Annotated in this window: 20 protein-coding genes; 11 read left to right on the top strand and 9 right to left on the bottom strand. The window is 38.1% G+C overall.

What is annotated here, in order from left to right; translation table 11 throughout:
• Positions 1-96: 96 nt before the first annotated feature.
• Positions 97-858 (bottom strand): 3-oxoacyl-ACP reductase, encoded by a 762-nt coding sequence (locus M2R48_RS14980; RefSeq protein ID WP_004717273.1) that lies wholly within the window; start codon positions 856-858, stop codon positions 97-99.
• A gap of 516 nt (positions 859-1374) precedes the next feature.
• Between M2R48_RS14980 and M2R48_RS14975 the strand changes: the two genes are divergently transcribed.
• Together M2R48_RS14975 and M2R48_RS14970 are read left to right on the top strand one after the other, a co-directional pair.
• Positions 1375-1854: a hypothetical protein gene (locus tag M2R48_RS14975; RefSeq protein ID WP_262086608.1), complete on the top strand. Its 480-nt coding sequence runs from the start codon at positions 1375-1377 to the stop codon at positions 1852-1854.
• A 138-nt stretch (positions 1855-1992) separates the two neighbouring features.
• Entirely contained in the window at positions 1993-2193 is a 201-nt protein-coding gene (locus M2R48_RS14970) for a hypothetical protein (protein WP_004823192.1), read from the top strand.
• Between the two features lie 159 nt (positions 2194-2352).
• Here the strand turns inward: M2R48_RS14970 and rsmD are convergent, their stop codons facing one another.
• Both rsmD and mrdA read right to left on the bottom strand, forming a co-directional pair.
• Positions 2353-2901 carry a 16S rRNA (guanine(966)-N(2))-methyltransferase RsmD gene (rsmD, locus tag M2R48_RS14965; RefSeq protein ID WP_035371214.1) on the bottom strand — a complete coding sequence of 183 codons (549 nt, stop codon included), beginning with the start codon at positions 2899-2901 and terminating at the stop codon, positions 2353-2355.
• Between the two features lie 4 nt (positions 2902-2905).
• Positions 2906-4975, bottom strand: a complete 2070-nt coding sequence (gene mrdA / locus M2R48_RS14960; protein WP_262086607.1) for a penicillin-binding protein 2 — start codon at positions 4973-4975, stop codon at positions 2906-2908.
• Between the two features lie 347 nt (positions 4976-5322).
• Between mrdA and M2R48_RS14955 the strand changes: the two genes are divergently transcribed.
• The 5 genes from M2R48_RS14955 (at position 5323) to M2R48_RS14935 (ending at position 8821) form a co-directional block, all read left to right on the top strand.
• Positions 5323-5862, top strand: coding sequence for a hypothetical protein (locus tag M2R48_RS14955; protein ID WP_004823189.1), 540 nt, complete (start codon positions 5323-5325; stop codon positions 5860-5862).
• 61 nt (positions 5863-5923) lie between these two features.
• Entirely contained in the window at positions 5924-7240 is a 1317-nt protein-coding gene (locus M2R48_RS14950; RefSeq protein ID WP_004717262.1) for a hypothetical protein, read from the top strand.
• A gap of 83 nt (positions 7241-7323) precedes the next feature.
• A complete protein-coding gene (gene adk, locus M2R48_RS14945; protein WP_004717260.1) occupies positions 7324-7977 on the top strand; it encodes an adenylate kinase in 654 nt (217 codons plus the stop codon).
• A gap of 91 nt (positions 7978-8068) precedes the next feature.
• A complete protein-coding gene (locus tag M2R48_RS14940) occupies positions 8069-8284 on the top strand; it encodes a hypothetical protein (protein WP_004823188.1) in 216 nt (71 codons plus the stop codon).
• Between the two features lie 186 nt (positions 8285-8470).
• Positions 8471-8821: an SH3 domain-containing protein gene (locus tag M2R48_RS14935; RefSeq protein WP_262086606.1), complete on the top strand. Its 351-nt coding sequence runs from the start codon at positions 8471-8473 to the stop codon at positions 8819-8821.
• A 118-nt stretch (positions 8822-8939) separates the two neighbouring features.
• Here the strand turns inward: M2R48_RS14935 and nth are convergent, their stop codons facing one another.
• Together nth and M2R48_RS14925 are read right to left on the bottom strand one after the other, a co-directional pair.
• Positions 8940-9617 (bottom strand): endonuclease III, encoded by a 678-nt coding sequence (nth, locus tag M2R48_RS14930; protein ID WP_034612511.1) that lies wholly within the window; start codon positions 9615-9617, stop codon positions 8940-8942.
• The gene (locus M2R48_RS14925) at positions 9617-10417 is read right to left on the bottom strand and encodes an RnfABCDGE type electron transport complex subunit B (protein ID WP_262086605.1); all 801 of its coding nucleotides are present in this window, start codon (positions 10415-10417) and stop codon (positions 9617-9619) included. The genes nth and M2R48_RS14925 overlap by 1 nt, the downstream gene beginning before the upstream one ends.
• Before the next feature lie 345 nt (positions 10418-10762).
• On the opposite strand from M2R48_RS14925, the gene gdhA reads away from it, so the two are divergent.
• On the top strand, positions 10763-12106 hold the full coding sequence (gene gdhA, locus M2R48_RS14920; protein ID WP_004823182.1) for an NADP-specific glutamate dehydrogenase: 1344 nt from the start codon (positions 10763-10765) through the stop codon (positions 12104-12106).
• Between the two features lie 79 nt (positions 12107-12185).
• Here gdhA and M2R48_RS14915 read toward each other — a convergent pair whose 3' ends face one another.
• The 4 genes from M2R48_RS14915 to rlmH form a co-directional block, all read right to left on the bottom strand.
• The gene (locus M2R48_RS14915; RefSeq protein WP_262086604.1) at positions 12186-12602 is read right to left on the bottom strand and encodes a DUF4377 domain-containing protein; all 417 of its coding nucleotides are present in this window, start codon (positions 12600-12602) and stop codon (positions 12186-12188) included.
• Positions 12603-12879: 277 nt separating this feature from the next.
• Positions 12880-13650 carry an META and DUF4377 domain-containing protein gene (locus M2R48_RS14910; protein ID WP_004717248.1) on the bottom strand — a complete coding sequence of 257 codons (771 nt, stop codon included), beginning with the start codon at positions 13648-13650 and terminating at the stop codon, positions 12880-12882.
• Positions 13651-13817: 167 nt separating this feature from the next.
• Positions 13818-14594: a dioxygenase gene (locus tag M2R48_RS14905; RefSeq protein ID WP_004717246.1), complete on the bottom strand. Its 777-nt coding sequence runs from the start codon at positions 14592-14594 to the stop codon at positions 13818-13820.
• A gap of 126 nt (positions 14595-14720) precedes the next feature.
• Positions 14721-15203, bottom strand: a complete 483-nt coding sequence (gene rlmH / locus M2R48_RS14900) for a 23S rRNA (pseudouridine(1915)-N(3))-methyltransferase RlmH (RefSeq protein WP_004717243.1) — start codon at positions 15201-15203, stop codon at positions 14721-14723.
• Positions 15204-15342: 139 nt separating this feature from the next.
• Here rlmH and M2R48_RS14895 point away from each other — a divergent pair, with 139 nt between their 5' ends.
• The 3 genes from M2R48_RS14895 to M2R48_RS14885 all read left to right on the top strand — a co-directional run bounded on the left by M2R48_RS14895 (position 15343) and on the right by M2R48_RS14885 (position 17883).
• The gene (locus M2R48_RS14895) at positions 15343-16302 is read left to right on the top strand and encodes a M28 family peptidase (protein WP_262086603.1); all 960 of its coding nucleotides are present in this window, start codon (positions 15343-15345) and stop codon (positions 16300-16302) included.
• Between the two features lie 80 nt (positions 16303-16382).
• Positions 16383-17282, top strand: a complete 900-nt coding sequence (locus tag M2R48_RS14890; protein WP_162242547.1) for a tyrosine recombinase XerC — start codon at positions 16383-16385, stop codon at positions 17280-17282.
• A 229-nt stretch (positions 17283-17511) separates the two neighbouring features.
• The gene (locus M2R48_RS14885) at positions 17512-17883 is read left to right on the top strand and encodes a hypothetical protein (RefSeq protein WP_004717237.1); all 372 of its coding nucleotides are present in this window, start codon (positions 17512-17514) and stop codon (positions 17881-17883) included.

The following is a 17883-nucleotide window of genomic DNA, read 5'->3' as shown; positions in this document are numbered from 1 at the left end:
TATTGGTTGTAGAGTATTGGTTGTCGCTTATTGATGGTTAGCGTTTAATCTTGTGATCAAGATAAAGGAGATTTATATAAGATGGGGGATCTGTGATTAGCCTTTGACTAAACCACCATCCACAATCAAATTTTGTCCTGTTACGGCGCGAGACCACGGTGATAAAAACATCAGCACGGCATCTGCAAACTGCTCAGGGGTGGTGACTTCTTGTAAGGGCGTAGAAGCAGCGATCAAATCAAACACTTGATCAGGTGTTGCACTGCTGGCATCAGTCTTACGTAATAGACCACCTGAAAGCATATTTACATTAATGCCATACTGACCTAAATCGTGTGACGTTGTGCGGGTAAAGGCCAAAAGTGCTGCTTTAGCCGCAGTATAATCATGATAGGGAACCACAGGATTCTGCACAAGATTGGTTCCAATATTGATGATTCGACCAAAATGATCTTTTTTCATATCTTCTAATGCAGCTTGGGTGGTGTTTAAAGCCGCTTTTACCGCACTGTCCAATTGTTGTTGCATACTATGCCAGCTCAGTGTTTCAACTTTTGGACGTAGATCACCATCAAATTTAAATGCCAATAGCGCATTATTAATCACTGAGGTGATTGCATGTCCATAATGCAGTTTTGCTTTTTTAAACATCGTGTTGACTTGATCTGCATCAGTTACATCTGCTTTGTAAATAAAAACCTGTTCGGCATGTTCCTTGGCAAGTTGTTGAGCGGATTCTTCACTATTGAAATAATTCACCACAACTCTTGCGCCTTCACGAATCAAAGCATGGGTAATTGCAAGTCCTAAACCACGTGCGCCACCAGTCACTAGAATAATTTGATCTCGTATTTCCATGTTCAAATCAACTCATTTGATATCAATTTAATTTTAGCACTTTTATCGATCAGACTCTTCGATTGAGAGATGAGTTACAAAGTTTATCAATTGCACCGATGCAAAATTAAAAATATAAAAAATATCTAGAGGAATTTAAGCATCTTAGTGCATTAATTACATATGAATATTCAAATAATTAAACTTTTTAAATCCTATCGATGAAATGATGGCTAAGAATGATAGTGGATTGGTTTAACATATTGATCATATTATTTATAATTCAAACAAAGCACATTTGATATTGGATGTGCTTCAGCCATTTTGATCTATATGTAGGCTACAATTAGGTTGATCATTTAAGTTATTTATAAATAAATAGAGGAGACAACCATCTTGTTTTTTGATTGGTATAACTCCGATAAAAATGATGAATTGATTAGACCAACCATGCGACCTATTTACCTGTTCAATTTAATGGTCATGTATATATTTTTTATAAACTCAAATGTTTATGCTTTTGATGATCTGGCACTTATGCCAGAAGAGGCACAAAATCAAGTTGTAGAATATCAAGATGAATTATTAGGACAACCAGATCAATTGCAAGATGAGCAATTATTTAAAATTGAAAATCAAGAAAATAGCCTAAGTAATACTGAAATGACCACTGAGCGAAATGATATTTTTTTTGAACAAGATCAATTGCAAAAAAAGTTAGCAGAACAGCATGAGCATGAATTGGCAGATTATTCAATTTTAACCAATAAATTTTATGAAAATGAGCGTATTCGGGTGTTTAATTATACTGCTTATAATGTACAACAATTAAAGACCTCATTGCTCAATCCTTCAAATGATAATCCTGCGTCAAGTGAGCTTTATCTTTCTTTTGGTTATGGTATTGAATTTAAGATCAATGCTTTAAACAAAGTGGGTTATGAATACATCTCTAGTTTTCCTTATGATCGTGGTCAATTATTGCGTCTATTTTGGATTAGAACGCTGACCTATTAATCATAAATATCTTATCGATCATTTTTTATTACCATGAAGAAATCATGGTGGAAATACTACAACTTGAAACATAAGCTTGTTTAGCACTACACATTAAAAGATTAACTTAAACAAAATGAGATGAAGAGGTGAGTCATCATGTTAAATAAAGTTATTGTGTTGGGTGTAGTTGCTATTTCATTAACTGGCTGTATTGTTGCACCATTTGATGATGGTCATCGAGGTGGTCATGGTCGTTATGATCAGCGACATGATTCGGATCATCGCTGGGATCAGCGTCGTGATGGTCGTTATGACCGAGATCGCAATGATCGTGACTGGAATTGGAAAGGGCGTTAATTCTTTATCTTAAATATGAAAATGGGCAATCTATGCCCATTTTTTAATTAATTTTTTTTTGTAGGGTGGCACTGTTGCACTTTACATTGAAAGTTTAAATATATTTGTGTAGGCAATACTATCCTTTTTTGTAGGGGGATGCCACACGAGAGCAATACCCTAGATTATTTTTTTAAATAAACCTGCTTGTACTACACCAGCTTTGGTTTGTTTCTGTAATTGCCATGTTGAAGGTAAATTCAGTTGATTTAAGCCACGATCCGCTTCTACATAAATCAATGCTTGATCAGATAAGTATTGATCCGCTTTTTGAGCCAATTCATCCCATAAATTCAAACTATAGGGTGGATCTAAAAACATTAAATCAAACTGTTCATTTAAATTAGATAAGGCTTGTTGTGCTGTTTGAATTTTCAGCTGACAGTTTTCAGCTTTAAGCAACTGAATATTGTCTTTTAAAAATTTAGCTTGCGTGGCATTGGGTTCAATCATGATGACATGACGTGCACCACGTGAAAGTGCTTCAAATCCTAAAGCACCTGAACCAGCACAAAGATCTAAGACTTTGGCATTTTGAATATCCCACATTAGCCAGTTAAACAATGTTTCACGTACTCGATCAGGGGTAGGACGTAAACCATCGATATCAGCAAAAGGAAGAACTCGACGTTTCCATTCTCCACCAATAATACGTAATTGGTTTTTCACTTTATTATTCACTGATATCAGCCTCAGGTACAGGTGGAGGAGTGGGTTGAGCTGTGGTCGTATTATGACCTTGAGCTGGTATACGGTTTTGGCTAGCCGTATTGGACTGTGTATTTGGCTTAGGTTTAGGCAAGGCATTTGGATCTGCTGCAAGTGAAACATCACCACTTGGCAGTTCACCCGGTTTGATGCCTGCTGTCATTAAGCCACCACTGACTTGATGGTTAAGCGGTACAATTGGATTCTTTTTGCGAGTCAGCAACCAGTAATCAAACACAGGACGAGCAATCTTAGCGGCAGAACCACCATGCTTACCATTTTCCCAAATCACGGCAATGGCAATTTCAGGGTTTTCAGCAGGTGCAAAGCCAACAAATAAACCGTGGTCTAACTGGCGTGCTGAAAGTGCAGCTTCATTATAGCGTTTGCCTTGGGCAATACTCTTGACCTGTGCTGTACCGGTTTTACCTGCGATTTGGTACATTGGTGTACGGATACCACGACCTGTACCTGTTTGAATAACATCAACCATTGCATCACGCATTTTAATCCAGTCTTCATCTGTACCACTGAAGTTGATTTTTCCTGTCGGGGCATTGAGTACTTCATGCTTTTTCGCCCCTTTGGATTCACGTAATACATGCGGTGTGACATGTGCACCGTGGTTGGCGGTAATTGCTGTTGCCATCGCAAGTTGTAATGGAGTCGCAGTAAACGCACCTTGACCAATACTGACAGAAATGGTTTCACCTTTGAGCCATTTGCTTTTTCGGGTACGCATTTTCCATTCAGGACTTGGATATAGGCCTGTACTTTCGCTTGGTAAATCTACTCCGGTTTTTTCACCGAAACCAAATTGGCGCATCCATTCATTCATGCGATCTATACCCATCTGGTAAGACAAGATATAGAAGTAAGTATCACAAGAAACCACAATGGATTTATGTAAGTTGACTGAGCCATGTCCAGTCTTTTTCCAGTCACGGAATTTATGTGAATCACCGGGTAAATGGAAATAGCCAGGATCGGAAATAGCAGTTCCCCAATCCACCGTTTTAAAGTGAATACCGCCTAAGCCTTCCATCGGCTTAATGGTAGAGCCGGGAGGGTAAGTTCCTTGGACCGCACGGTTATAGAGCGGTTGATCTAGGTTGTCACGCAAGGCTGTATAGTCTGCATGTCCAATACCTGTTACAAATAAGTTCGGGTTAAAACTTGGGCTTGACACCAGTGCTAATATTTCACCAGTACGTGGGTCAATTGCGACGATTGCACCACGACGATCTTTAAGCTGTTCTGCTGCAATGGTTTGCAGACCATAATCGAGTGAAAGATATAAATCATTGCCTCGAGTTGACTCTTTACGGCCTAAATGACGTAAGACATTACCATGTGCATCGGCTTCAATCGATTCATAACCAGGAACACCATGCAGTAAATCTTCATAGGATTTTTCTACACCAATTTTCCCGATCAGGTTGGTTCCAGCATAACTATCTTTATCAATTGCCTTGAGTTCTTTATCGTTAATACGACCCACATAGCCAATAACATGGGCAAATAGCTCACCATGTGGATAATAGCGGGTCATTTGTGTTTCGATATCAACACCCGGAAATTGAAACTTGACTTCACTAAAGCGCGCAATATCTTGTTCTGTTAGGTTAAGCTTTAAGGTGACTCGTTCTGTTTTTTTAGAGGCTTTAATCCGACTGTTAAAACGGTCAATATCTTCTTGACTCAGATTTAAAATTGGAATTAAACGTTTAACTGTATCATCTATATCTTCGACATCGGCTTTGCTGAGGGTTGCAGTAAAAACAGGGTAGTTATCTGCCAGTAAAATCCCATTACGATCATAAATATAGCCACGTGCTGGTGCGATAGGCTGGAGTCGAATACGGTTTTTATCTGATGCTTCACTAAATTCTTGGTGATGGAAAATTTGCAGATAAGCATAACGTGCAACCAGAAGGCACATAAAAAATGAAACAATACCAATTGCAAAAAAGACACGACTACGAAAGATGCGTTTTTCTTGTTGGACATTTTTTAGAGGAAACTGCTGCTTCATACGTCGTCGGCTTTAGTACTTAAAGATGGGTGAATTTAGGGGTCAAACATTTTACCCCAGATTGAGTCTTAAAAATTAAAAAACACAAATAACTCATCAAAATATATTTTAACTCAGTCTCTGCAACAAATTTGTTATGCCTTATACAGGTCCGTTGACATTTCACCTGAAAAATACGCATCGTTGTAAACATAGAGGAATTGTCAACAGAGCCTATATGGATTTGACCTTAGCGACATTAAATTTATAGCGTTTTGTATATGAGTGCCAAAATAATTCTGTTAAAGTCGAGCCTTAAGGATAAATAGATTCGACCTAAGTTAAGATTAGGGATAATGGAGAAAATAATGAAAAAAATCTTTCCCTTATTAATGTTAGTAGCTGTCGGAAATTTCGCGCATGCTGATGTTAAAGATTATTTGCCAGATATGAAGGGAATTTTACCAGAGGCAAAGTTTAAGCCTGAAGATGCTTCTAAATGGAATATCGGTGCGGGTGTAACGCAGCAGATGGTCCATGCGAATGGCGAATGGGTAAATCCTTATGGAATTGCGTATACTAAATTAGGTGTTTTTTATAATGGCGACCATGAATTTGCTGGTCAAGTCGGCTATAGAATTCCTGTAGTATTAAATGGTAAAGATAAAAATGGATTCTATCTCGGGGTCTATGGCGGAACACTTAAAAGTAAAAAAGTGGACGGAAGTGATGAAGTCCAATATGGTGGTGGTGCCGATTTATCTTATGTTTTATTGAATAAAGAGCGTATAAGTACATTTAGTGTGGGGATGGGTGCAGGCAGTGAACTTCATAATAAAAATGGAGATATGGTCCTGGAAACTCGTCCACAAATACAATTTGCTTATACCTTAAGTGTCGGGTTCTAAAGTTTTTATGATTTTATCCATATCCTTCGACCGCAAATAGAAATAAATACGAGAGTCATGCATGTTGGAATACGTTAATGGTTTGTGGCACGCTTTTACAGCTCGACCTGATCATCTTGCCATTTTAAGTATCATCCCAGTGACAGCCTTTGTAACGTGGGCACACGTTTGGATGGCACTGAAAATGGTATTTTATCCAATCACGTTTTGGGGATTTCATATTGGTCCCTTACCCGTGGGTTGGCAAGGGATTGTGCCACGCAAAGCTGGGCGAATTTCAGGCATCATCACAGACAATACATTATCCAAACTGGGTTCTTTGCGTGAATTTTTAGATGCAATGGACCCTGAAGATATGGCTCGGATTATCGGTGAACAAGTTGGTTTTGAGCTTGAGCATTTGATTGATGAGGTGATGTTAGATCGTAATGCTGTTTTGTGGGAAAACTTACCTTATTCGATTAAACGACGAATTTATGGTCAAGCGCATAAACAATTGCCGGGTGTCTTAAGAGAACTCGTGACCGAACTGACCATGAACGTCGAGTCACTGGTCAATATGCGGGATATGGTCGTGACCCAAATGGAAGGCGATCGCCGTTTGATGGTCCGTATGTTTTTAAAAGTTGGGCAAAAAGAAATTAACTTTATTTGGCATATTAGTGCTGTAATCGGGAGTTTCTTTGGTATTTTCCAAATGTTTGTGTATGTCTTTGTACCACAACATTGGACGGTACCGTTCTTTGCAGCAGTTTGGGGCTTTTTAACCAACTGGATTGCAATCTGGATGGTTTTCAACCCAGTAGAGCCACATTACGTACGCTATCCACAATTTTTTGAACGGACAAAAGATCGAAAATTTCCATGGATTAAACCTGTTATTCCAAGAATTGGCACTTATAATGTTCAGGGTGCGTTTATGAAACGCCAAGAAGAAGTGTCAGATGTTTTTGCAAGCGTCGTGACTGAAGATTTGATTACGTTAAAATCAATCATGACTGAAATGATGTATGGTCCTAAGAAAGAAAAAACCCGTCGTATTGTAAAGCGTCATATTAACGAAATTATGGAAACTCCATTGGTTCGGACCTCTTTACAATTGTCTTTAGGACTAAAAGAGTATGCAAAACTCAAGACAGACTTGATTGATCGGTCAATTGAAATTACGATGGTGCCTGTTTGCGACCCTGCGTTTAATGCGAGCCGTGCACAGAAAATTTTTCAGATGTTTAAAGAGCGGATTAGAGAGTTAACCCCAAAAGAGTTTCAAAACCTGTTACGTCCTGCATTTCAGGAAGACGAATGGATTTTGATTGTACTCGGTGGTGTGACTGGATTTTTTGCTGGTCTAATACATTTATTTGTGGCTTTCTTATAAATTTGATGCCATTACGATGATAAGTTTTAATTTGTCATGGCAAACGGTATCATACATATTGTTTTAAATGAGGATGTTTTTTTATGCGCATTATATTACTCGGACCACCTGGAGCAGGTAAAGGTACACAAGCTCAGTTGATCTGTAAGCGCTACAATGTCCCACAAATTTCAACCGGTGATATGCTCCGTGCTGCAATTCGTGAAGGTACTGAATTAGGTCTTAAAGCTAAAAGTGTAATGGAATCAGGTGGTTTAGTATCTGATGAGCTTATTATCGGTTTAGTGAAAGAACGTATTGCACAACCTGATTGTGTAAATGGTTGTATTTTCGATGGTTTCCCACGTACGATTCCTCAAGCTGAGGCTTTAGAGAACGAAGGGATTAGCATTGACCATGTGATCGAAATTGAAGTACCAGACGAAGAAATCGTAAAACGTCTTTCTGGTCGTCGTCAGCATCCAGCATCTGGTCGTGTTTATCACACGATTTATAACCCACCGAAAGTGGAAGGTAAAGATGATGAAACTGGTGAAGATCTTGTACAACGTCCAGATGACGAAGAAGCAACGATTCGTAAGCGTTTAGGCTCTTATCATAATGAAACTGAACAGCTTGTTGGTTTCTATCAAGGACGTGCAGCTTCTGGGGAAAATGCACCGACTTATAATAAATTGAACGGTTTACGTCCAATAGAAGATGTCCAAAAAGATTTATTTGCGATTTTAGATAAATAAGACCGCATTCAGAGCATTTTTTTAAGCTTTGACAATAACAGAGACCTGATTCATATTAGGTCTCTTTTTTTTTGCAAGAGTGGCGTAGAGAGTGAAGTTTGTATTAATTGCCTTGGTCATTTTGAGTATATTGCTTCTTTTGGGCTTATTGTATATGAGCTTTAAATTGCTACGCAAAGCACAAAAAGAAGAGCTTCAGCAACGCCGTGAAATGAGAAAATCAGGCAATTACCAAGTGCATCCACAGGTGGCTGAAGAGTGGAAGCGGCTTGAGAAGTTAAAGAAAGATTTGGAAAATAAAAAGTAAAATAAACAGGGAGATTCATGCTGAGGATAAATTAATCCTTATCTATCATCGTGATTTATTCTTCCAAATTGATGAATTTAACTGATGAATTTGTATGATTGAGATTTGTAAGCAATTAATTCTAAGTGTTTTGTTTCCATCTACATGTTAAATTCACAGCATTCATATTATAAGAAGACTGTCTAAATGAAATTGATTGCCATAGCAGCACATCGTAGCGAATATTTAGAGCCTATTCATTTTTCAAAAGGGACTTTGCTAAACATAGGCGAAAAGTATCAAGGCTCGGAGAATTGGGACAATTGGTATTTCTGCACAGTCGACAATGGATTAGAGGGGTGGGTTCCTACTCAAATCATTGAATGGATCAATAAGCATCAAGGCTATGCAATCGCAGATTACACCGCGAAAGAACTTAATGTAGATCATGGCGATCTATTACTTGGAGAAGAACAACTAAATGGCTGGATTTGGTGTAGCAGATTATCTGATGATCAGTCTGGTTGGGTGCCCTTAGAGGTGTTAAGTCAGATTTGATTGAGAACTATTTTAAGATGCTAGCTGTTTCTTCAGAAAATAACTTCCTCAGAAAAATGACAAAGCATGATCTTAATTAAACGATGATTATGCTTTGCTAAAATCTCTCGTTTATTCGTTACTTTGTTTTGACTTCGCGTGCAGCGCCAAACTCATATTTATCAGGCCAATTACAAACATCTGACACAATACATTCATTGCATTTGGGTTTACGTGCAATACAGCAGTAGCGGCCATGTAAAATTAACCAATGATGCGAGTCTATAATAAATTCTTTTGGAATCACTTTAATTAAACGATGTTCGACCTCAAGCACGTTTTTACCTACAGCCAGTCCAGTACGATTGCCAAGACGGAAGATATGGGTATCTACAGCCATTGTAGGCTGACCAAAGGCGGTATTCAGTACAACATTGGCAGTTTTACGACCTACGCCAGGTAAAGCTTCTAAATCAGCACGATTGTCTGGAACTTGGCTATTGTGCTTCTCAATTAAAATCTTACAAGCTTTAATCACATTTTCAGCTTTGGCATTATATAAACCGATGGTTTTAATATATTGCTTTAAACCGTCTACACCCAATGCATAAATCTGTTCAGGAGTATTGGCGACAGGGAATAACTTATCAGTGGCTTTGTTGACACTTACATCTGTGGCTTGAGCAGATAAGGTAACGGCGACAAGCAACTCAAATGGGTTTGAGTAATTGAGTTCTGTTTTAGGATTTGGGCGTTGCTCACGTAATCGTTCAAAGAAAATCTGAATCTGCTTTTTGGTCATATTCTTTACAGTCATTATGCATCCTCTTGCAAAACAGATAACTGTTGAATCAATTCATTTAATTGATGTTGCTTATTTTCATCTGCTCGAACACTCAATTGTTTCTCTAGTTTTTTAATTTGAGTCCGTAGTTTAGCCAATTCAATGGTGGTTTTCGCATCTGTAACAATTGGATTTTTTATTGTGGGTTGGTTGATTTCAATGGTAGGTAAAGCCTGACTTTGCTGTGTTATTTGTGCAAAGAGTTCAGTGTCAATTTCTGCACGAACCACAGGACCTTTACGATGGATGCGTTGCTTTTCTTCACGTTGAATATGTGCATAGTAACGACCACGTAAGTCATTTTGTTCTAAGAGACGTTGTTCGTCATTTGGAATTGGCTGAATGTCTTCAACTAAATCAATGCAATCTACTGGACAGGGAGCAATGCATAGTTCACAGCCAGTGCATAGATCTGTAAGTACGGTATGCATCAGTTTACCAGAACCAATAATGGCATCTACAGGGCAAGCACTGATGCATTTGGTACAACCAATACATTCATCTTCACGAATAATGGCTTTCATGCGTTGTGGACGGCCATCGCTTTGAATTGGCCAGACACTTGGTTCAGCAATGAGTTTATTACGATTGAGTATATCCGCAAGCGCATCTGCAACAGGTTGCCCACCTGGCACACATTTATTGGCTTCTTCGCCTTTTTCTACAATAGATTTTGCATAAGGTAGACACCCATCACGGTGACCACAGAGTCCACATTGTGTTTGTGGCAAAATGGCATCTATTTGCTGAATGAAGGAAAGCGATGAATTCATGTGAATAAAACTTTAAAGAAAAATGAACAAATGCTTGGTAAAAGCGAAGAATATTTTGCAATTTTAGCATGTTTTGTAGTGAAAATCTTTGCTCTAATTTGGCGCTAAAAATGCGCTAATTTAGATCAAAATATCGAATATTTTTTGGTTAAAAACGCCAACAAATTGACATTTTATTTGGGGTTGATTAGAAATTATCATATTGAATTTAAATATTATTTGAAAAAACATTTGAAAAAAGGTTGTGGATTATATACAAAAGGGATTAAATACTTTGCGCCAAAATTTATCATTTTATTAAAAGGGTTGACCTTTTTTGTATCATTTTCTGCTGAGGAATGAGCGTTGAAATATAATAGCCTGAATGACTTTTTAAATTACGTTAAAGCACGTGATCCAAATCAACCAGAGTTTTTACAAGCTGTGGAAGAAGTTATGACCAGTTTGTGGCCATTTATTGAGAAAAACCCAGAATATGCTGAGCACGGTTTGCTTGAACGTCTTGTTGAGCCAGAACGAGCGATTCAATTCCGTGTTTCATGGGTAGATGACAAGGGTCAAACTCAAGTTAACCGTGCTTTTCGTGTTCAATATAATTCTGCTATTGGTCCATTTAAAGGCGGCATGCGGTTTCACCCATCTGTAAATCTTTCTATTTTAAAATTTTTAGGTTTTGAGCAGACGTTTAAAAATGCCTTGACCACACTGCCTATGGGCGGTGGTAAAGGTGGTTCTGATTTCGATCCGAAAGGCAAGTCAGACGGCGAGATCATGCGTTTTTGCCAAGCATTAATCATCGAACTTTACCGTCATCTTGGTTCTAATACAGATATTCCAGCAGGGGATATTGGTGTGGGTGGTCGTGAAGTAGGTTACATGGCGGGTATGATGAAAAAGCTCAGTAATGACACTTCATGTGTATTTACGGGTAAAGGTTCATCATTCGGTGGTTCTTTGGCTCGCCCAGAAGCAACAGGTTTTGGTACAGTTTATTTTGCTGAAGAAATGCTAAAAACTCGTGGTGAAAGCTTCAAAGATAAAATTGTGGTGATTTCAGGTTCGGGCAATGTTGCGCAGTTTGCTGCAGAAAAAGCCATGTACTTAGGTGCGAAAGTGGTTTCATTATCTGACTCAAACGGTACAGTACATGTAAAAAATGGCTTTACTAATGAGCTTCTTGCTGAAGTGATGGAACTTAAAAACGTAAAACGTGGACGTATTTCTGAGTTTGCTTCAAAACACGGTTTTGAATATTTAGAAGGTCAACGCCCTTGGTCAATTCAGTGTGATATTGCATTGCCATGCGCAACTCAAAATGAATTAAATGAAGAAGATGCAGATGTACTGCTTGCCAATGGTGTAATCTGTGTTGCTGAAGGTGCCAATATGCCTTCAACACTAGAAGCTGTAGAAAAATTTGTAGAAGCAAAAATCCTTTATGCACCAGGTAAAGCGTCAAATGCAGGTGGTGTTGCCACTTCTGGTCTTGAAATGTCACAAAATTCGATTCGTTTGGGGTGGACATTTGAAGAAGTGGATGAGCGCCTACATGCAATTATGAAAGAAATTCATCGTAACTGTGTGAAATACGGTACTCAAGCTGATGGTACAGTGAACTATGTAAATGGTGCAAATATTGCTGGTTTCGTCAAAGTTGCCGATGCAATGTTAGCGCAAGGCGTATTCTAATCTCAGTTTGATTTTGAACTTAGAACCGATGCTTTTGCATCGGTTTTTTATTTGAGCGATTTGAAAAACAGCGACAAGCTTATTTGCTCGGAATGGTTTCAACAATTGAGTCGAGTTCATATTGGTATTGAGACTGATCAGCTGCAGGATTGGCAATTTCTGTGCGTTTGACCTTAATAATTTGAGTAGACTTTGAATTATGGGTAAAGCCGTCAATAGAGTCATAAAAATAACTCGCTTCTTTCTCAGTATAATTCTTTTGACCAGTTTCGCTCAATGTTAATTCACGAACTAAAAGACAGGTTTGTGGTGCAACACCAGTACAAGGTCGAGTTTCAGGACCGACCTCTAAAAAAATAATTTGTGGTTGAGTTGCTGTATTTGAAACTTGGGTCTCTATAGATGCAGGCGTTGGAACTTTTTGAGTTGTGGATTCTTGGCTACATGCCATGACGAGCAACGGTAAGAGTAGTGCAATGCTTAATTTGTGATTCATGATTTTACCTTTATCGATCTTGCTGTATTAAAAAATGAGCTTTGCTGCAATCACTATGGATTGCTTAAGTTTCTATTATTGAGTGTATATATTCACTGTTTTTTTTAATTATTGTTCAATATTAGATGTTCTGCATCGATTAAAATAAAGATGCAAAGTTTAAGATAGAAATGTTTTGATAGTCTGATTGAAAAAGCATAAAACTGATTTAAATCTAGGTGTTTATAAATAGTTAAACAAAGAAAAGCTGAAGTTGAACTTCAGCTTTTCTATACAATTATTTTACAGTTTCACGTTCGATAATCATGTCTTGTACATAAGCGTATTTAGACTGATCAGCAGCAGGGTTTTTAATCTCATAACGTTTTACACGAACCACTTGGCGCTCAGCAGGGCTATGAGTAAAGCCTTCGATTTGGTCATAGAAATATGTCCAATCTTTATCTACTTGGGTTTTTACACCATTGTCAGCATATTTGATTTCGCGTACTTGTAAGCACTGCATTTTTCTTACACCAGCAGAACATTCTTTAGTTTCTGGGCTGATTTCTAAGAAAATTGTTTCACCTTGGCTTTGGTATTTAGTTTCAGGTGTCATTTTACCTGTAAATACAACTTTACCACCTGTCGCGTTTACCAAAGTAAGCGTTGGGCTTTCAGTGTTTGCTGTATCGAGTACAAATGCTGTTTTATTTGATTGGAACAATGCCGCAGCAAAACTTTCTTGTTTCATTAATTCAGGAGAACACATCATATTGGTTGATGCGATATTGCCAGTAACCAATAAACCATTTTCAACTTTTGCACTGGTCATTAGTCGGTTACAGCCAGTCGCAACACTTAGACGTTGGTCTGCAAAATTAAGTACGATAGGTTGTTTGGTATCTGCTGGTTGATAAGACCATTGATAAGCATTTAATGTTTGCTCTGCATTACCTTGTTGTTGTAATACTTTCACAGCGGTATCACCCAATTTTTGAATATCGCCAGATTGGCAAGCCGCTAGGGCTAAAGGAAGTACAGCTAATGCTAAATATTTGAATTTCATATTCTATTCACGTTTTAAAAAAACTATGCATAGGATAAACCATGAAACACTAAAAGATATGGATACAATTTATTAATTCGGTTTCAATATGTATCCATATAACTAAAAGTTAAACAATAATTAACAAATTGTTATCATTTCTGCTGAATTTTGATCAATCAGGTTCTTTAGTCAAAACGATAAATATCCATACCTAGCGCGCCCATTGAAAAACTACTGTGCACAATACTAAAGCGATGGCCTGTACCCATGGCGAAAAAAAGAGGCGCAAAGTGCTCAAGTGTTGGGTGATTTTTCTGTAGATAAGGAATGCTATCCCATTCCAATACAGCATCATAATTACTATGGTTGAGTTTGCTCACCACATAATTTCTAAATGTAGATGCCCATTCAGGCACATTCTCATCTTTGCCGTTCCATGACAATTCTCTTAAATTGTGAGTGATACTGCCTGAACCAATCAATAAAATTTGTTTTTCACGGAGTGGAGCAAGTGCTTGACCAATTTGGTAGATCTGATCAGCATGCATATTCATCGGTAAAGAAATTTCAATGACTGGAATATCTGCCTCAGGGTACATATGTAATAAAGGCATCCATACACCATGATCACGTGGTCGAGTACTATTTGCATGTGCAGGGAGGTGAGCTTCAGCCAAGAGATGTAGAATTTCTTCCGCCAATTCAGGATTTCCTGGTGCGGGATAGCGAATCTCATACAGCGCTTGAGGAAAACCACGAAAGTCATGCCATGTTTCAGGGCGTACACCTGTATTGACTTCTAAAGCCTCACTTTCCCAGTGGGCAGACATCACCACGATGGCTTGTGGTTTTGGCAAATTTAGACCAAGACGATGTAGTGCAGGACCGACTTGTTCAGGATCTAGCGCAAGCATGGGGGAGCCATGTGAAATGAATAAACCTGGGAGTGTTTGTAAGTTCATACCTTTGTGCCTAAATGATCATTGAATACAGCGTGAATTGTCCATTCTAGCTAAAATGTATGCTCTGAATAAGCCTTTTATTTCAACAGACTGTTTCATCAATGCAACTTTTGCCCAATTACATGACTAGCCTGCACGATGATACGGATGATTATGGTTAATACTCATCGCACGATAAAGTTGTTCAATCAGCATAACCCGAACCAATGGATGGGGCAGAGTTAGTTTTGACAGTGACCAGTGCCAAGCAGCAGCTTTTCGCACGGCTTCAGAATGCCCATCTGGTCCGCCAATGGCCAGTGCAACATCATAACCTTCAAGCATCCAGCCTTTCATGGTTTCAGCCAGCTTTTCAGTACTAAATTCACGTCCGCCCACTTCAAGTGCAATCAATACTTCATTGTGTTTCAGTTGGCTAAGAATACTATCGCCCTCAATTTGGCGATATTTTAAAATATCTGCTTCGGAATCATTTTTGCCACGCTTTGCCATCGGGAGTTCAATAATTTGCGTCTGTACAAAAGGTTGGATTCTTTTGAAGTAATCCTCAAAACCAGTTAATACCCAAGCAGGCATTTTTTGACCAATGGTCAGAATACGGATTTTCATATTAACAATTTCTAACGTGGTAATTGCATCATTATAGCGTGATATTGGTTATTCTCAGGCGTACAACAAGAACTGAATGTCTAATTGCTGTTTTTTTAAATTATAGCTATACCAACACGCTTTTTAATTGGATTTATACATGCAAATAGCTTATCCAAGTTTTTTAAATTTAAACTATCTTTTCATTATATTGCTCAGCTGTGGGCTTTCAACAGGGAGTATCGCTGCAGAACAACGCTATGATCAGCAAGCTGAACCTGATCGTTTAAACAGTTATTTACAACAAGTGATTCACCCACAAGCGTTTCGAAATTATCAAAATATTCAAGAGCTTGATCGAGTTGCGGCTTTTATTAAACAACAACTTGAACAGTTTGCGATTCCATGTGAATACCAGCCTTATCAAGTCAAAGGCAAAACCTATCGAAATGTAATATGTCACTTACAAATGGGTCATGCCAAAAAAGTGATTGTTGGTGCTCATTATGATGTTTATGGAAATTTCAAAGGTGCTGATGATAATGCTTCTGGTGTGGTGGGGTTAATAGAGATCGCACGAATTTTAGCAGCCAATAAAGCCAGTCTTAAACAGAATGTTGATTTTGTCTTTTATACTTTGGAAGAACCTCCGTATTTCCGTACTGAACATATGGGGAGTTATATTCATGCACAATCCATTTTAAAACAAAAAGATCAAATTCAAGCGGTGTATATTTTGGAAATGATTGGATATTTTGACCATAAAAATGTTCAGGATTATCCATCGGGATTAGCTTTGTTTTATCCCAAACATGGAAATTTTATTGGCGCAGTGAGTAATTTCACTTCACGTGGTTTGGGCGAAAAATATTGTGATGCCATGAAAGCGTTAAAACGCCTTGATTGTCAAAGATTGATAGCGCCATCATTTGTACAAGGCGTGGATTTCTCAGATCATTTGAATTATTGGCGCTTCGATATCCCTGCTATTATGATCACAGATACGGCTTTTTTTAGAAATAAGCATTATCATACCCAAGAGGATACTGTTGAAAAACTCAATTTAAATAAGATGGCAGAAGTCATCAATGGCGTGGTGTATACAGTTTTACAAGACTGATATTTTTCAATCAGATTATATCATTTGCTATTTTGATCAAAGGAGAGCTTATGCAATACGGTGCAATGCAATTGCTCTCGATGTGGATTAAGGATCGGAAAATACAGAATCAATCGGTACATACCTTAGATGCTTATTTTCGAGATGTATCCAACTTTATTGATTTTTGTTATGACAAGCAGATTGAGTTAAAGCAAGTCGAAGCTGCTGATTTAAGAGAGTATGTAGCTTATCGGGTTGAAAAAGATCAGCTTTCGACCAGTAGTTTACAACGGCATTTAACTTCAATTCGTCAGTTTATGAAGTGGGCCAAACAAGGTGGTTATTTAGAAATCAATGCCGCGGATGATTTTCAGATAAAGCGGCAAGCTCGACCATTACCAGGGATGATCGATATTGAAACGGTTAATCAAATCATGGATCAGCCTGAACCTGAAAAGCCAATCGAGAAGCAATTGTGGTTACGAGATAAGGCTATTCTGGAATTGCTCTATTCCAGTGGCCTACGCTTGGCGGAAGTGCAAAGTTTAACCATACGAGATATTGATTTTACCCGTCATTTATTGCGTATCACGGGTAAGGGGAATAAGACTCGAATCGTACCTTTCGGCTCTAAAGCGAGAGAGAGTCTGATTGAATGGTTAAAAATCTATCGAATCTGGCAGGGGGAATTTAGCCCTGAATCTTTAGTATTTATTACTCAACGCGGCACAAGTATTAGCCCACGTCAGATTGAAAATCGAGTCAAATACCAAGCACTACGTGCAGGGGTAAATGTTGATTTACACCCACATTTATTACGTCACTGCTTTGCCAGTCATATGTTATCCAATAGTGGAGATCTGCGTGCAGTGCAAGAAATGCTAGGACATAGCAATTTAACCACAACACAGATTTATACCCACGTCGATTTTGATCATCTGGCACAAGTCTATGATCAAGCGCATCCAAGAGCTGCTGCATCGAAAATAAAAAATTGACCTTGAATATACGGCTTTATTAAGCGTTGATTTTTGTATTTTGTAGCGAATAGATCTGGTGAAAAGCACAGTTGGTTTTTTGATAAAATGCACAGTGCTTAAACACATTTAGCACAGAAAAAAGTCGAATAGATAATTGTTTTTAAAAATGCTCTCATGTATATCTAGGTTTGGTATTTATTCAATACATTTCTATTGATTCAATTTTGCAGAAAAATTAGGTCTTTCAATGATCCCTGAACTTGAACAAAAATATAAGCAACTGACTGACGCTCAAAAAGAAATTTTTAAGGGCTATGGCTTACGTCAAATTAAACATTTTGTAGAATTCAGCCTCCCCAAAATTGAGGCAACCTTACCGCAAGAAGGAAAAGTATTGGGTATCAATGCTGAGGGTAAAGTTCAAGCTGTAAATACCGCAACCAATCAGACCTATTTATGGATATCAGACCAACAATGGCAAGCGGCTCAAACAGTATCTAACCATATTGATTTAAAAGAAGACTTTATTGAGATTTGGCAAGTGCTGGAGCTCAAAAATCAAGATTTGATTGATTTAAGCCATATTCATCGCGATTTTTTAGCAAGCATGGCGAAATAG

Origin of the sequence: Acinetobacter sp. I-MWF, assembly GCF_025433935.1 — a bacterium.
In the GTDB taxonomy this organism is placed as follows: Bacteria; Pseudomonadota; Gammaproteobacteria; order Pseudomonadales; family Moraxellaceae; genus Acinetobacter; species Acinetobacter guillouiae.
Note: the sequence above shows the minus strand (reverse complement) of the source record. Positions and strands in the feature narration are given on the sequence as shown.

Coding starts and splice junctions, on each gene's coding strand:
- M2R48_RS14980 (WP_004717273.1), bottom strand. CDS start 858: ATGGAAATACGAGATCAAATTATTCTAGTGACTGGTGGCGCACGTGGT.
- M2R48_RS14975 (WP_262086608.1), top strand. CDS start 1,375: ATGCCAGAAGAGGCACAAAATCAAGTTGTAGAATATCAAGATGAATTA.
- M2R48_RS14970 (WP_004823192.1), top strand. CDS start 1,993: ATGTTAAATAAAGTTATTGTGTTGGGTGTAGTTGCTATTTCATTAACT.
- mrdA (WP_262086607.1), bottom strand. CDS start 4,975: ATGAAGCAGCAGTTTCCTCTAAAAAATGTCCAACAAGAAAAACGCATC.
- M2R48_RS14955 (WP_004823189.1), top strand. CDS start 5,323: ATGAAAAAAATCTTTCCCTTATTAATGTTAGTAGCTGTCGGAAATTTC.
- M2R48_RS14950 (WP_004717262.1), top strand. CDS start 5,924: ATGTTGGAATACGTTAATGGTTTGTGGCACGCTTTTACAGCTCGACCT.
- adk (WP_004717260.1), top strand. CDS start 7,324: ATGCGCATTATATTACTCGGACCACCTGGAGCAGGTAAAGGTACACAA.
- M2R48_RS14935 (WP_262086606.1), top strand. CDS start 8,471: ATGAAATTGATTGCCATAGCAGCACATCGTAGCGAATATTTAGAGCCT.
- nth (WP_034612511.1), bottom strand. CDS start 9,617: ATGACTGTAAAGAATATGACCAAAAAGCAGATTCAGATTTTCTTTGAA.
- M2R48_RS14925 (WP_262086605.1), bottom strand. CDS start 10,417: ATGAATTCATCGCTTTCCTTCATTCAGCAAATAGATGCCATTTTGCCA.
- M2R48_RS14915 (WP_262086604.1), bottom strand. CDS start 12,602: ATGAATCACAAATTAAGCATTGCACTACTCTTACCGTTGCTCGTCATG.
- M2R48_RS14910 (WP_004717248.1), bottom strand. CDS start 13,650: ATGAAATTCAAATATTTAGCATTAGCTGTACTTCCTTTAGCCCTAGCG.
- M2R48_RS14905 (WP_004717246.1), bottom strand. CDS start 14,594: ATGAACTTACAAACACTCCCAGGTTTATTCATTTCACATGGCTCCCCC.
- rlmH (WP_004717243.1), bottom strand. CDS start 15,203: ATGAAAATCCGTATTCTGACCATTGGTCAAAAAATGCCTGCTTGGGTA.
- M2R48_RS14895 (WP_262086603.1), top strand. CDS start 15,343: ATGCAAATAGCTTATCCAAGTTTTTTAAATTTAAACTATCTTTTCATT.
- M2R48_RS14890 (WP_162242547.1), top strand. CDS start 16,383: ATGTGGATTAAGGATCGGAAAATACAGAATCAATCGGTACATACCTTA.
- M2R48_RS14885 (WP_004717237.1), top strand. CDS start 17,512: ATGATCCCTGAACTTGAACAAAAATATAAGCAACTGACTGACGCTCAA.